Annotated in this window: 9 protein-coding genes; 6 read left to right on the top strand and 3 right to left on the bottom strand. The window is 62.1% G+C overall.

Annotated features, from left to right (window positions below):
• Nucleotides 1–20: 20 nt before the first annotated feature.
• On the bottom strand, nucleotides 21–2984 hold the full coding sequence (locus A9K68_RS20145) for a ribonuclease E/G (RefSeq protein WP_065008212.1): 2964 nt from the start codon (nucleotides 2982–2984) through the stop codon (nucleotides 21–23).
• Nucleotides 2985–3673: 689 nt separating this feature from the next.
• Between A9K68_RS20145 and A9K68_RS20140 the strand changes: the two genes are divergently transcribed.
• The 6 genes from A9K68_RS20140 (at nucleotide 3674) to A9K68_RS20115 (ending at nucleotide 11105) form a co-directional block, all read left to right on the top strand.
• Nucleotides 3674–4933 carry an N-acetylmuramoyl-L-alanine amidase gene (locus A9K68_RS20140; RefSeq protein WP_156768323.1) on the top strand — a complete coding sequence of 420 codons (1260 nt, stop codon included), beginning with the start codon at nucleotides 3674–3676 and terminating at the stop codon, nucleotides 4931–4933.
• 212 nt (nucleotides 4934–5145) lie between these two features.
• Entirely contained in the window at nucleotides 5146–7602 is a 2457-nt protein-coding gene (locus A9K68_RS20135; protein ID WP_065008214.1) for a penicillin-binding protein 1A, read from the top strand.
• Between the two features lie 142 nt (nucleotides 7603–7744).
• A protein-coding gene (gene prfB / locus A9K68_RS20130; protein ID WP_127211857.1) for a peptide chain release factor 2 occupies nucleotides 7745–8876 on the top strand; the annotation gives its coding sequence in 2 pieces (ribosomal slippage) (nucleotides 7745–7810 and nucleotides 7812–8876; 1131 coding nt in all).
• Between the two features lie 441 nt (nucleotides 8877–9317).
• A complete protein-coding gene (locus A9K68_RS20125) occupies nucleotides 9318–9704 on the top strand; it encodes a hypothetical protein (RefSeq protein ID WP_065008216.1) in 387 nt (128 codons plus the stop codon).
• 204 nt (nucleotides 9705–9908) lie between these two features.
• Nucleotides 9909–10277, top strand: coding sequence for a GFA family protein (locus A9K68_RS20120; protein ID WP_065008302.1), 369 nt, complete (start codon nucleotides 9909–9911; stop codon nucleotides 10275–10277).
• A 177-nt stretch (nucleotides 10278–10454) separates the two neighbouring features.
• The gene (locus A9K68_RS20115; RefSeq protein WP_065008303.1) at nucleotides 10455–11105 is read left to right on the top strand and encodes an OmpA family protein; all 651 of its coding nucleotides are present in this window, start codon (nucleotides 10455–10457) and stop codon (nucleotides 11103–11105) included.
• Nucleotides 11106–11234: 129 nt separating this feature from the next.
• On the opposite strand, the gene A9K68_RS20110 is transcribed toward A9K68_RS20115, so the two are convergent.
• Nucleotides 11235–12845, bottom strand: a complete 1611-nt coding sequence (locus A9K68_RS20110) for a DEAD/DEAH box helicase (RefSeq protein WP_065008217.1) — start codon at nucleotides 12843–12845, stop codon at nucleotides 11235–11237.
• A gap of 190 nt (nucleotides 12846–13035) precedes the next feature.
• Nucleotides 13036–13809 (bottom strand): NAD kinase, encoded by a 774-nt coding sequence (locus A9K68_RS20105; RefSeq protein WP_065008218.1) that lies wholly within the window; start codon nucleotides 13807–13809, stop codon nucleotides 13036–13038.
• Nucleotides 13810–14112: the final 303 nt, after the last annotated feature.

Genomic DNA, 14112 nt, shown 5'->3' with positions numbered 1-14112 from the left:
AGGCTAAACCACCGAAAAGCTTAGAAGAAACCTTTCCGCTGCCACCAGCCGGCACGCTTCGGCTTTTCCTCGGTCTTTTCCTCTTCGGCAACAGTCGAAGACACGATCGGCTCAACCGGCGCATCTACCGGTACAGGCTTGCGTCGCGATGGGCGGACCTTCGGTTCCTCGTCGACGGTGGCCACGGCTGTTTCCTCCGGAACAGGTGCGGGAGCCTTGGCAGAGGTTTCCGGCTCGGCTACCGGCGTCTCGACGACGACGTCCGCCGCAGCCTTCTTCGGCTTGGCGGCGCGGCGCGGCTTCTTCGATTTTTCGGCGCTCGGCATGTCGTCATTGGCCGGAGCAAGGCCCACAGGCTCTTCGACCGGCATTGCTGCTACCGGCTCGCTGGAGACGGTTGCGCCCTCCAAGACTTCGCCTTCGGGGCCGTCAGCCGATTCTGCAATGCCTGCATCGACCTCGCCTTCGCCGTCTTCACGGCGATTGCGCTTGCCGCCGCGCTTGCCGCGCCGGCGCTTCTTGCCCTGACCTTCATCCGGCCCCCGACGTTCATCAGGCTCTTGACTGTCATCCGACGCTTCCACCGCGGTGACGCCGACCTGGTCCTCGTGGTCTGCTTCAGCGCCTTCATCGCTTGAGGCTTCGGAGACGCCATCGGTTGTGGCCGAGAGGGACGCGCCTTCCACGGGGGCGCCATGCTCGCGGTCGCGATCCTTGCCGCCGCGCCGTCTGCGGCGCTTGCGGCGCTTGCGGTCGCGGCCTTCGCCATCCTCGCTTGGCCTTGGCTGCTGCGGCTGCTGAGCTTGGCGCGGTTGCTCCGCCGGTGCAACGGCCTCGTCTTCCTCCTCCTCGATGACGGTTTCGTCGGCGGGCTCTTCCGGCTCGACGTAGGCGGGCAAGGTGCGCACCTCGACGAAGCCTTCAGGCTTTTCAGCCAGCGCGCCGCGGAAGATCGCATAGTGCTGGGCACCGACCGTGTCGTCGGCTTCGACGGTGATGGTCAGGCCGAAGCGGCTTTCGAGTTCCACCAGCGTGCCGCGCTTGTGGTTGAGCACATAGAGCGCGGTCGCCGCCGGCGTCCGCACCGTGATGTGGCTGCGCGAATCCTTGAGGAGGAATTCCTCGATCGCCCGCACAACCATCAGCGCGACAGACGAATCGGACCGCACATGGCCGGTACCGCCGCAATGCGGGCAAGGCTTCATCGTCGATTCCAGCACGCTGGCACGGATGCGCTGGCGCGACATCTCCATCAGACCGAAATGCGAGATGCGGCCGACCTGAATGCGGGCGCGATCGTTCTTGAGGTGATCCTTCAGCCGCTTCTCGACGGAGCGGTTGTTGCGGTTCTCCTCCATGTCGATGAAGTCGATGACGATCAGGCCGGCGAGATCGCGCAGCCTCAGCTGCCGTGCGACTTCCTCGGCCGCTTCCAGATTGGTGTGAAGCGCTGTGTCCTCGATCGAGTGCTCCTTGGTGGAGCGGCCCGAATTGACGTCGATGGCGACCAGCGCCTCGGTCTGGTTGATGATGATGTAGCCGCCGCTCTTCAGCGTCACCTGCGGCTGCAGCATGCGGTCGAGCTGCGCTTCGATGCCATTGCGCACGAAGATCGGCGTCGTGTCGCGGAACGGCTGCACGACCTTGGCGTGGCTCGGCATCAGCATGCGCATGAAGTCCTTGGCCTCGCGATAGCCCTCTTCGCCGGAGACCAGGATCTCGTCGATGTCCTTGTTGTAGAGGTCGCGCACCGAGCGCTTGATCAGGCTGCCTTCTTCGTAGACCAGGGCAGGGGCCGTGGACTGCAGCGTCAGATTGCGGACGTTTTCCCAAAGCCGCATCAGATATTCGTAGTCGCGCTTGATCTCGGCTTTGGTACGGCTTTCGCCGGCTGTGCGCAGGATGACGCCCATGCCCTGCGGCACTTCGAGATCGGCGACGACCTCCTTCAGCCGCTTGCGGTCCTGTGCGTTGGTGATCTTGCGCGAGATGCCGCCGCCGCGCGCCGTGTTCGGCATCAGCACCGAATAGCGGCCGGCAAGCGACAGGTAGGTGGTGAGCGCTGCGCCCTTGTTGCCGCGCTCTTCTTTCACGACCTGCACAAGGAGGATCTGGCGGCGCTTGATCACTTCCTGGATCTTGTACTGGCGGCGCACCGGCTTGCGGCGGTTGCGCGCTTCTTCCAGCGCATCCTCGGCGCCGACCGATTCGACCTCATGGTCCTCCGGATGCGAGGACTGCACCTCTTCCAGCATGCCGCGATCATTGTCGGTGGACGTGGCTTCGCCGGCCGTCTCCGCCTGCGGCACGGCTTCGGAAATCACATCCGCTTCGATGCTGGCGGCGAGGGAATTTGGACCGCCTTCGGAAGGCCCAGTCTCGTTATGGCTCGTCTCATTATGACTCGCCTCAGCATGACTGGCGACATCCTCGCCATGTTCCGAAGTATCGGACGGCGTGTCGACATTTTCCGAAACGGCATCGGCGTTATCCGCGACCGCATCCTCGCCGTGTTCGCCGCCCTCATTGGAACCGCTGTCATTGGACTCGACAGAATCGTCAGAATCGGCCGCACCTGCATCACGCTTGTGCTCGCCCCGGTCGCGGCTCTTGCCGCCGCGCCGGCGTCCACGCCGGCCGCGATCGCGGCTCTGGCGGTCGTCGCCTTCGCCATCCTCATCGTCCTCGTCTTCAGCCTCCTGCGCTTCTGCGCGCAACAGCGCCTGACGGTCGGCGACCGGAATCTGGTAGTAGTCGGGATGAATTTCACTGAAGGCGAGGAAACCGTGACGGTTGCCGCCATATTCGACAAAGGCTGCCTGAAGCGAGGGTTCGACGCGCGTTACGCGGGCGAGGTAGATATTTCCTTTGAGCTGCTTCTTGTCCTGGGATTCAAAGTCGAATTCTTCAATACGGTTACCGCGAACGACGACAACACGTGTTTCCTCCGGGTGGGAGGCGTCTATCAGCATCTTGTTGGGCATTATTTCGTTTCCCCCCGGCAGCCGTCAGCCGCAGCTTGCGGGGCAACGCCCGCCGCTGTGAGTGTGGATGAACATGGGTGCCGGGCAATTGAATGTCCGCCGGCCGCTGCCTGAGCGCCATGGCGGTGCCGCCCGCAGCCATAATGGCGCGGTTTGCTGCGGACCTTTCCATGATTGCGCTTGAAGCCATCGTAACCAGCAGAACCTTTTTGAACCAAAGCCCGGGAAAACCGGACCAGCTTGTTTGCTCATACAGAGCCGGCGCGGGACAATCCCGGCCGTTTTCCTCACGCAGGCGCTTCCCCCGCCACGGGCTCGCACCTGCGAAATTCGTCGCGATCACCTGATACCTTTTTCGTCTGAAGCGAAAGGAGTCGTCGTTCATCTGAGCTGTAGCAGGAAGCTGCGGAGAAGGACGGTTCCAGGATTGCAGTGATCCACCATCGCTTTTATGATTTGGCGGGTTGGAAGGCAACCCCGATTTCCGATGCCGGCAAAAAGCAGTTCCGCAACGGAAGCACAGCTTAACCTTTGCATGAAAAGGCTTGGTTAACCTTCTCTGGATACCAATCGTTAATTGAGTTCGCGGCCTAACCGGCATTCGACAAGACGCCGACACTCCGACAAACAAGATTGGGCGCCTGGCGCCAAACCGGAGCGACTGGAAAGAGATGGGACTGGCAGTCTTCATGCACTGGAGTGGTCGCGCCGGAGGCACTTTCTTCTACGCTGCCTACTTCCGCGCTGCTTGTCTGCTGTTGGTGGTTGTCGCTTGCCTGGCCTTTTCGCCGGTTTCCTTTGCTGCCGACGCACCGCTCGCGGTGACGAGCTACAAAATGGCAGGTGACGCCACCAAGATGCGCATCGTCATGAATTTCGATCGCGAACCCGACGTCAAATGGTTTCTGCTGCGCGGCCCCCACCGTCTGGTCGTCGACCTGCCAAGCACGAAATTCGCCATCAATGCCAAGGATGTAAAGGCGCGCGGCCTGGTCAGGAGCGTGCGCTACGGCGATCTCGGCGAGGGGGTGTCGCGGCTGATTCTCACCGGCAAGGGCCCGTTCGCCGTCGACAGGCTCGACGTGCTCAAGAACGATGACAGCAGCGGCTACCGCATCGCTATCGAGATGTCGGCGGCGTCCGCGCGGGAGTTCGACGCCGCTCTTGCCAATCAGGCGCTGACCACCGGCTCGACGGTCTCCTCCGACAAGGGTGGCAGGGTCGGCACCGGCCCGGTCTCCAATCCAGGCCATCGCTTCACCGTCGTCATCGATCCAGGCCATGGCGGCATCGACGGCGGCGCTGAGGGCCTGAACGGCACGGTCGAGAAGAACGTCACGCTCGCCTTCGCCACCGAATTGCGGGAAAGACTTGCCGCAGTCGGCAAATACGACGTGTTTATGACGCGCGAGACAGATCAATTCCTGCGGCTGGACGACCGCGTGCGCATAGCCCGCCAGCACGAGGCCGATCTGCTCATTTCGATCCACGCCGACACGATCAGGGTCAAGGGCCTTCGCGGCGCAACCGTCTACACGGTCTCCGACAAGGCTTCCGACCCGGAAGCGCAGGCGCTCGCCGACCGTGAAAACCTTTCCGACCAATTTGCCGGCATGGAAATCAAGGACGACAACAAGGAAGTGACCGACATCCTGATCGACCTGATTCGCCGCGAGACGCATAGTTTCTCGATGAGTTTCGCCCAGACTTTGGTCGGCCAGCTTTCCACCAGTGTCGGCCTCATCAACAATCCGCAGCGTTCGGCCAGCTTCAAAGTGTTGAAGGCGCCGGATGTCCCCTCCGTGCTGGTCGAACTCGGCTATCTGTCGAACGCCAAGGACGAGGCGCAACTGCTCAGCGCCGATTGGCGCGGCAAGGCGGCCCAGAGCATAACCAATGCGATCGCCCTGTTCGCTTCAACCAAGGCCGGAGCCGGAACCGGAGGCTGAGACGCCGGCCCTCGCCACAACCAGAGGCAGCGTTGCACGACGACAACACTTTGCACTTATATTTTGGCCATTCGAAGCCGAAATTCCAGGCTGCCGCATTTTGCCCACATGGTGGCGACATGGGTTTTCGATTACCGGTCGGGATCGTCTCGAAAGCTTGCGCGAAAGGCGGCTTCGTTTAGGAAATTCCCGAACCAAGGACTGGAGCGGGCATGATTCGTCTCATTGGCTATTTCTTCGGCATCGGCACCGCGCTGGCCCTTTTGGTCGCGGCGGGCGTGGCGATCTATATCAGCCATTTGTCGAAGGATCTGCCCGACTACGAGGTGCTGGCCAAGTATGAACCGCCAGTGACGACCCGCATCCATGCATCCGACGGTGCGCTGATGGCCGAATATGCCCGCGAGCGGCGCCTGTATTTGCCGATCCAGGCGGTGCCGGATCGTGTCAAGGCGGCCTTCCTGTCTGCCGAGGACAAGAATTTCTACAATCACCCCGGCATCGACGTGACCGGTCTTGGCCGCGCAGTCATGGTCAATCTGCAGAATTTCGGCTCGGGCAAGCGCCAGGTCGGCGCCTCGACGATCACCCAGCAGGTGGCGAAAAACTTCCTTTTGTCCTCGGACCAGACCTACGAGCGCAAGATCAAGGAGATGATCCTCGCCTTCCGCATAGAGCAGGCCTATTCGAAGGATCGTATTCTCGAGCTCTACCTTAACGAGATTTTCTTCGGGCTCGGCGCTTATGGCGTCGCCGGCGCAGCGCTCACTTATTTCGACAAGGCGGTGAATGAACTCACCGTGGCGGAGGCGGCCTATCTGGCGGCTTTGCCGAAGGGTCCCTCCAACTATCACCCCTTCAAATATGCCGATCGCGCCATCGAGCGCCGCAACTGGGTCATCGACCAGATGGTCGACAACGGCTACGTCACGCAGGAGGAAGGCGCCAAGGCCAAGGCCGAGCCGCTCGGCGTCAAGCCACGCCGCTCCGGCACCTATCTGTTCGCCGGCGAATACTTCACCGAGGAAGTGCGTCGCCAGATCAGCGCGCGCTACGGCGAGAATGCGCTCTACGAGGGCGGCCTGTCCGTCCGTACGACGCTCGATCCCAAGATGCAGCTCATCGCCCGTAAAGCCATGCAGAACGGTCTGATGAAGTTCGATACGCTGCGCGGCTATCGCGGGCCGGTGAAGACCATCAGCGTATCCGGCGACTGGGGCGTGCCTTTGAGCGAAGTCAAGGGACTGGATGACGTGCCCGAATGGTCGCTCGCCGTCGTGCTCGACAGCTCGGAAAGCGGCCTGTCCATCGGCCTTCGGCCGACCCGGCAGATCTCGGGCGAACTCGTTAAGGATCGCATCGAAGGCACAGTCAGCCGCGACGACATGAGCTTCGCCATGCGCCATGTGGTCGACGGCAAGACCGTCAAGGCCAAATCGCCGGCGGACGTGCTGAAGCCGGGCGACGTTATCTTCGTGCAGAAGAAAGAGGGTACGGACGGGGCCTATATTCTACGCCAGGCCCCCGAGGTGGAAGGTGGCATGATCGCCATGGATCCGCATACCGGCCGTGTTCTGGCCATGGTCGGCGGGTTCTCCTACTCGCAATCCGAATTCAACCGTGCCACGCAGGCCATGCGGCAGCCGGGTTCGTCGTTCAAGCCGATCGTCTATTCGGCCGCCCTCGACAATGGCTATACGCCGGCTTCGGTGATCATGGACGGCCCGATCACCATCAAGAGCGGCAACACGACCTGGACGCCGAAGAACTACGATGGAAGGACAGCTGGCCCGGCGACGTTGCGGTCCGGCATCGAGAGGTCGCGCAATCTGATGACTGTGCGGCTGGCCAACGACATGGGCATGAAGCTGGTCGCCGAATATGCCGAGCGCTTCGGCGTCTATGACCGTCTGGCGCCATATCTGCCGATGGCGCTGGGTTCGGGCGAGACCACCGTGATGCGCATGGTGTCGGCTTATTCGATCATGGCCAACGGTGGCAAGTCGATCAAGCCGACGCTGATCGACCGCATCCAGGATCGCTACGGCAAGACGGTGTACAGGCAGGACGAACGCGGCTGCGAAAATTGCAACGCCGCCGAATGGCAGAACCAGCCTGAGCCGGAACTGATCGACAATTCCGAGCAGGTGCTCGATCCGATGACCGCCTATCAGATCACCTCGATGATGGAGGGCGTCGTCGAGCGCGGTACCGGCGCCACGGTCGCCGAACTCGGCCGCCACATCGCCGGCAAGACCGGAACGACAAACGACGAGAAGGATACCTGGTTCATCGGCTATACGCCCAATCTCGTTGTCGGCCTCTATATGGGCTACGATCAGCCGAAAGGTCTTGGCAAGGGCGCGACCGGCGGCGGCCTCGCCGCGCCGATCTTCAAGGACTTCATGCGCGTGGCGCTGGACGGCACGCCCAATGTCGATTTCCAGGTTCCCGAAGGCATGAAGCTGATCGCCATCAATCGCAAGACCGGCATGGCTGCCAACCCAGGCGACCCTGGCGCCTTTATCGAAGCTTTCAAGCCGGGCACCGGCCCCGCCGACAGCTATTGGGTGATCGGCATGGGTGCGGACGGCTCCAACGCCTCCGGCGGCGCGCTGTCGCCACAGGCCAACCAAGCCATCCAGTCCGGCGGCGGCGGGTTATATTGACATAGGACATGGTGTTCTGGGCCGGCGTTCAAGCCGGCCCATTTCGCTTTACAGGTGGCGGTGCCGTCCCTATGTATCGCGCCAACCCAGCTCTGTTTAGGCAACAGCGCCCCATTTTCAGCACAGGACAAAACGACTAGCCATGCGCTCGGAAACGCAGAACATTGTCGACGAAATCAGGCAGGCGATAACCCTGCTGAGGAGGCATCTTTGACTGGGATCAAGCCTTAAAGCGGCTTGAGTACCTTAATGTGCGTGCCGAGGATTCCAGTCTCTGGAACGAACCGCTGGAGGCACAGAAGCTGATGCGTGAGCGCCAGGGCCTCGAGGAAGGCATCGCCGCGGTCAAAGGCCTCACCCAGGCGCTGGAGGACAATATCGGCCTGATCGAGCTTGGCGAGGAAGAGGGCGACGAGAGCGTTGTCGCCGAGGCGGAAGCGGCGATCCGCTCGATGCGCGGCGAAGCAAAGGCCCGCCAGATCGAGACGCTGCTTTCGGGCGAGGCGGATGCCAACGACAGTTATCTCGAAGTCCATGCCGGCGCCGGCGGCACCGAAAGCCAGGACTGGGCCTCGATGCTTCTGCGCATGTACACGCGTTGGGCCGAGCGGCGGCGCTTCAAGGTCGAGGTGCTCGAAGTGCATGACGGCGAAGAGGCCGGCATCAAGTCCGCCACACTGCTGATCAAGGGCCACAATGCCTATGGTTGGCTGAAGACGGAATCCGGCGTTCACCGTCTCGTGCGTATTTCGCCCTACGACAGCAATGCGCGCCGCCACACGTCCTTTGCCAGCGTTTGGGTCTATCCCGTGATCGACGATACGATCGAGATCGACGTTTCCGAATCGGATGTCCGCATCGACACCTATCGTTCGTCCGGATCGGGCGGTCAGCACGTCAACACCACCGATTCGGCGGTCCGCATCACTCATCTCGCAACCGGCATCGCGGTCGCCTGCCAGGCCGAGCGCTCCCAGCACAAGAACAAGGCGAAGGCCTGGGAGATGCTGCGCTCGCGGCTCTACGAGGAGGAGCTGAAGAAGCGCGAGGCGGTGGCGAACGCCACCGAAGCGTCGAAGAGCGATATCGGCTGGGGCCACCAGATCCGCTCCTACGTTCTGCAGCCCTATCAGCTGGTGAAGGATCTTCGCACAGGCGTCGAGAGCACAAGCCCGTCGAGCGTGCTGGATGGCGACCTCGACGATTTCATGGAGGCGTCGCTGTCGCAGCGCATCGAGGGCGGCGCCGGCGAAGTGGTGGCCGATATCGACTAAAGCTCCTACGCCCCAAGCAGCAGGAACATCACGCTAGAGTAACAGGCTCTCATTCTAATTGAGCGGTCGCTTTACAACTTTGTTTTTTCATCCAATTTTCCACAACGACTTCTTCCTTCGGGCTAGATGTTGCAAGCCTGCCGGCGCCTAGCCCGGAACCACTGCGAGCTGAATCTCGTTATCTGCGATCCCATCTGCCGGGGTTGATGAAGTCACTCTCGTCACCCCGGCAGGCTGGTTCCGGCTGCAGATGTCGGCGCTCGGTTTGCACAGCAATTTCTTGCGCCAACAAAGGAATCAGCCCAGCATCTAAGGCTGGGGGAAAAAGCATTTATGGCCGGACGCGGCGTATCTGCGACCTGACGATCCGGCCACTGGGAAGACACGTTCTGGGAACGGGCAAGCGAAACGCTTGATAACTCGGTGATAGGAACTGCGCCCATGCCCGCTCTCAACACTCGATCGGCCTCAGCCGTCCAGACGGCGCGCCGCCTCCTGAATTCAATCATTGCGGTGGTGGCTCTGACGGCCGCCATCATTGCATCTGCAGCGCCGGCTTTGGCGCACGACGCCACGCCGACTGCAGCGAGGCCGCAAGGCTGGAGTTACCCATTCTCCTGTTGTTCTGGTTACGATTGCCGCGCGGTCTCGCAGACGTCGATCAGCGAACGTCCGGAGGGCTATGTCATCAAGGGGACAGGTGAGGTCGTGGCCTACAGCGATGCGCGGATCAAGAATTCGCCCGATGGCGAATATCACTGGTGCTCGGTCGCCGGCGCGAACGACGGAAAGACCATCTGCCTGTTCGTGCCACCGTCTTCGTTTTAATGCTTGTCGCCCAAAAGCTTGCCGAAGGGCCTGAGCCATGGCCTGACCCAGGATGCGCAGCGGTTTTGGGATAACGACAGGCATCAAAAAGATTGAAGCGCGCCACGCGTCCGACGCGGGCACCTGCTGACAGGCAGTTGTCGGGAACGTCTCTCTATGTTTGTCTTGCCGTGCGGGCGGCAGGCAATCGTGAGGGAGGCGTTCATGACCATAAAGGCAAGCTGCCACTGCAGGGCGACGACGTTCGAAGTTTCGGAAGCGCCGCAAACCGTAACGCAATGCACCTGCTCCTTCTGCTCGAAGCGCGGCTCGTTGTGGGCATACTACACGCCATCACAATTCAAGCTCACCAGCCCGCTCAAGAATGTCTCGTTCTACCGGTGGGGGTCGAAAACGATCAAACACGGTTTCTGCGCCACCTGCGGCTGCGGCACCTTTACCGAAACGCCGGACTGGTCGACCGGCAAGCCGGATTTCGACAACCCGAAGATCAGCGTGAACTCGCGTCTGTTCGACGATTTCGACCTCGGCCAAGTCGAGGTCGTTGTCATCGACGGCAAAAATCTCTGGTAACCGATAATCTCTGGTAGCCGATCAAAATCGCGCAATATTGCGGCCGTGGAATTCACCCGGGAAAAGCCACAGGCAGCCGCTTTTCCCGTTCCGCTTTTCGCCGCATTTCATGTTACAACGAGCCCGGAAGGGCTGATATGGCGCGCCGTCGGCGCGACGCTTGGAGAGGGACTACCCATGAAAAAGACTGTGCTCGTCGCCGTGGCGACGGCTGTGCTCGTGAGTGCCTGCACCACAACCGATCCGTACACCGGAGAGCAGAAAGTTTCCAACACTGCGGCCGGCGCCGGCATCGGCGCGCTGGCTGGTGCGGGGCTCGGCCTGCTTGCCGGCGGCAACGATCGCCGTAATGCGCTGATCGGCGCTGGCGTCGGCGCGCTCGCCGGCGGCGCCATCGGCGCCACGATGGACCAGAACGAGGCCGAACTGCGCCGGCAGCTTCAGGGCTCCGGCGTCAGCGTCACCCGCACCGGCGACCAGATCATCCTCAACATGCCGTCCGACATCACCTTCAACGTCGACCAGGACGCGGTGAAGCCCGGCTTCTATCAAGTGCTGAATTCGGTCGCACTTGTGCTGAACAAGTTCCGGCAGACCACCGTCGACGTGTTCGGCCACACCGACTCGACCGGTGGCGACGAGCACAATTTCGACCTGTCGCAGCGCCGCGCGCTGGCCGTTGCCAACTATCTGTCCGGGCAGGGCGTCGATTCCCGCCGCTTCGCCGTCACCGGCTTCGGCAAGACGCGTCCGATCGCTTCCAATGCGACGGCCGCCGGCCGTGCTCAGAACCGCCGCGTCGAAATTCAGCTTTCACCGCTCACCTGAGCTGGACCATGATCCCGGACCTTCGGGTTCGAAAAGATCATGTTCAGATACGAACCCGAACATGAAGACGGCCCCGCAAGGGGCCGTTTCCGTTTAGGTATTCTGGATTTAAGGCGGACTGGTATCTGATCAGACCTTGGCGACGATGCGCATGAAGGCGGGCATGTCGTCGCCGAATCCGACGGTCGCGTCATTGTCTTCCTGGCGATGGCGGGCAGGGCGATTGCCGTCGCGCTGCGGCCTGGTGTCGCCACGTTCCGGCGCACGCTGTTCGTTGCGATTGCGATCGGGCGAAGCCTTACGTTCGGGCGAAGCTTGGCGCTCGCTATTTTCCGAGCGGATCGCTTCCTTGCGCGCGCGTCGCTCACCGGCATCGGCGACCGCGGTCTCGGCCGCCACTGCCTGTTCCTCGCGCGCCACAGCCGGTGCTGCAGCTTCGCTTTGCTTGGCGTGGCGTTCGCGTGGCTTGCGTTCGCCCCTGTCCTTGCGGTCATCGTCCTTGCGGCCGGCGCGGCGCGGGACGCCGCGGCCACGGCGGGGAGCATCGTCCTCTCCGCCCTCGCTGGCGACGACCGTCGAGAGATCGCCGTCATGCCACTCGATCTTGTTGCCGATCAGCCGTTCGATCGCGTCGACGTATTTGGTGTCGGACTTGGTGGCGATGGTGAAGGATTTGCCCGAGCGTCCGGCGCGGCCGGTGCGGCCGATGCGGTGGACATAGTCCTCGGCATGGATCGGCACGTCGTAATTGAAGACGTGGCTGACATCGGGGATGTCGAGGCCGCGCGCCGCAACGTCCGACGCAACGAGGTAGCGCAGTTTGCCGTCACGGAAATTGGCCAGCATCTGCATGCGCGCGCGCTGGTCCATGTCGCCATGCAGCGCGCCGGCGTCGAAATCATATTTCAGCAGCGAGCGGAAAAGCTCCGAGACCTCGATCTTGCGGTTGCAGAAGATGATGGCGTTCTTCAGCTCCGCATCCTCGGCCCTTATCAGATTGCGCAGCGTCTCGCGCTTGTCCCAGGGTTTCGAGCCGGATTTCACCAGCCGCTGGATGATGTTTGTGGCGGCGGACGCGGCCTTCGAAACCTCGACGCGCACCGGCGCGTGCAGGAATTTCTCGGTGAGCTTGGTGATCTCAGGCGGCATCGTCGCCGAGAAGAACAGCGTCTGCCTCGTGAACGGGATCATCTCGCAGATGCGCTCGATGTCGGGAATGAAGCCCATATCGAGCATGCGATCGGCCTCATCGATGACCAGGATCTCGACGCCGTTGAGCAGAAGCTTTCCGCGCTCGCGGTGGTCGAGCAGGCGGCCGGGCGTCGCGATCAGCACGTCGGCGCCGCGCTCCAGCTTCTTGTCCTGCTCGTCGAACGACACGCCGCCGATCAGCAGCGCGATGTTGAGCTTGTGGTTCTTGCCGTATCTGATGAAATTCTCTTCGACCTGCGCGGCAAGCTCGCGCGTCGGCTCGAGGATCAGCGTGCGCGGCATGCGGGCGCGGGCCCGGCCCTTTTCAAGCCGGGTCAGCATCGGCAGCACGAACGAGGCCGTCTTGCCGGTGCCGGTCTGGGCGATGCCCAAAATATCCTTGCCGAGCAAGGCGTGCGGTATGGCGCCGGCCTGGATCGGCGTCGGTTCGGTGTAACCGGCATCGGTGACTGCGGAAAGGACCTTCGGCGACAGGCCGAGGTCTGTGAAGGTCAACGCTTCTTGAGCGATCTGGGCGTCTGAGGACAAGTTTGGCTGTCTTTGGCTGGTTCGGGGGCGCAACATAAGCAGTCGCGGCAAGCGCCGCGCGCCTGCAAGATTGGTATTGCAGGTAGGCGCAAGCCCACGATTTGTCAACAGAAACGGGCGGGAATGGTGTGATTGTGAAGTCGTAACCTTAATCGCGGTTCTTAATCGAGCTGCCCGTCGCTGTACCGGCTCAGTAACGGAACTGTTCGGCAAGAATACGCTCGTTCCACGAGTGGCTCGGATCGAACAGCAGCGTCGCCGTCACCGTTGGCGATTCTCGCACCGTCACCGAGGTTACGGCCTTCACTTCGGTGTGGTCGGCGGCGGCGTTCACCGGCCGCTTTTCCGCCTCCAGAATGTCGAAACGAACCGTCGCCTTGTTGGAAAGCAGCGCGCCGCGCCAGCGGCGCGGGCGAAACGGACTGACCGGGGTCAATGCCAGCAGCGGCGCGTCGAGCGGCAGGATCGGCCCGTGCGCGGACAGATTGTAGGCGGTCGAGCCGGCCGGCGTCGCGATCATCACGCCATCGCAGTTCAATTCCTCGAGCCGCACTTGCCCGTCGACTGTGATCCGGATCTTGGCCGTCTGGTAGGACTGGCGCCACAGCGCAACCTCATTGATCGCCAGCGCTGAAATCGTTTCGCCCTCTGCCGTCACCGCTTGCATCTCCAGCGGACGGATCGTTTCGGCAACGGCCGCCGCGATGCGCCCGGTCAAACCGCTGGCGCGATACTCGTTCATCAGAAAGCCAATGGTGCCACGGTTCATGCCGTAGACTTTTTTTCCCGTGCTCATCGTGTCGCGCAAGGTCTGCAACAGGAATCCGTCACCGCCGAGGGCGACGACGATCTCTGCATCCTCGATGGACGTCTGGCCATAGCGCTCCGAAAGGCTCTCCAGCGCCGCCTTGGCGTCGGCGGTGTCGGACGAGACGAAGGCGAAACGGCTGGCGGCTTTGCTCATGGCTCCCCATTGGCGATGTGGATGGCGACCGGTTGGTGGCGACCGGTTGCTTGGGCCGCGCCAGCGCCGGGTTAGCATGGGACGGCAAATCTGCAAAGGGAGGCATGGGCTGCCCCAGACACAGCGCCGGGAAGAGCGCTGGTCAGGCGCTCGCGCATCGTATCGGGTGACAAGCGAATGTGATGGTTAAGACGGGGATTAAACTCTCGTAAAGCCCGATCGATCATGTTAGCCGGCAGTGGATGGGCGGCGTGGGGGCCAGCCAGTCGGACCGATCTATTGCCCGTAACACGCCTGATTATC

Origin of the sequence: Mesorhizobium sp. AA22 (genome assembly GCF_001672375.2) — a bacterium.
Taxonomy (GTDB): domain Bacteria; phylum Pseudomonadota; class Alphaproteobacteria; order Rhizobiales; family Rhizobiaceae; genus Mesorhizobium; species Mesorhizobium wenxiniae.
This window is presented reverse-complemented; position numbering and strand designations above follow the sequence as displayed.

Excerpts from the sequence above, each read along its gene's own strand:
- A9K68_RS20115 (WP_065008303.1), top strand. The coding sequence starts at position 10,455 with ATGAAAAAGACTGTGCTCGTCGCCGTGGCGACGGCTGTGCTCGTGAGT.
- A9K68_RS20120 (WP_065008302.1), top strand. The coding sequence starts at position 9,909 with ATGACCATAAAGGCAAGCTGCCACTGCAGGGCGACGACGTTCGAAGTT.
- A9K68_RS20135 (WP_065008214.1), top strand. The coding sequence starts at position 5,146 with ATGATTCGTCTCATTGGCTATTTCTTCGGCATCGGCACCGCGCTGGCC.
- A9K68_RS20125 (WP_065008216.1), top strand. The coding sequence starts at position 9,318 with ATGCCCGCTCTCAACACTCGATCGGCCTCAGCCGTCCAGACGGCGCGC.
- A9K68_RS20140 (WP_156768323.1), top strand. The coding sequence starts at position 3,674 with ATGCACTGGAGTGGTCGCGCCGGAGGCACTTTCTTCTACGCTGCCTAC.
- A9K68_RS20105 (WP_065008218.1), bottom strand. The coding sequence starts at position 13,809 with ATGAGCAAAGCCGCCAGCCGTTTCGCCTTCGTCTCGTCCGACACCGCC.
- A9K68_RS20145 (WP_065008212.1), bottom strand. The coding sequence starts at position 2,984 with ATGCCCAACAAGATGCTGATAGACGCCTCCCACCCGGAGGAAACACGT.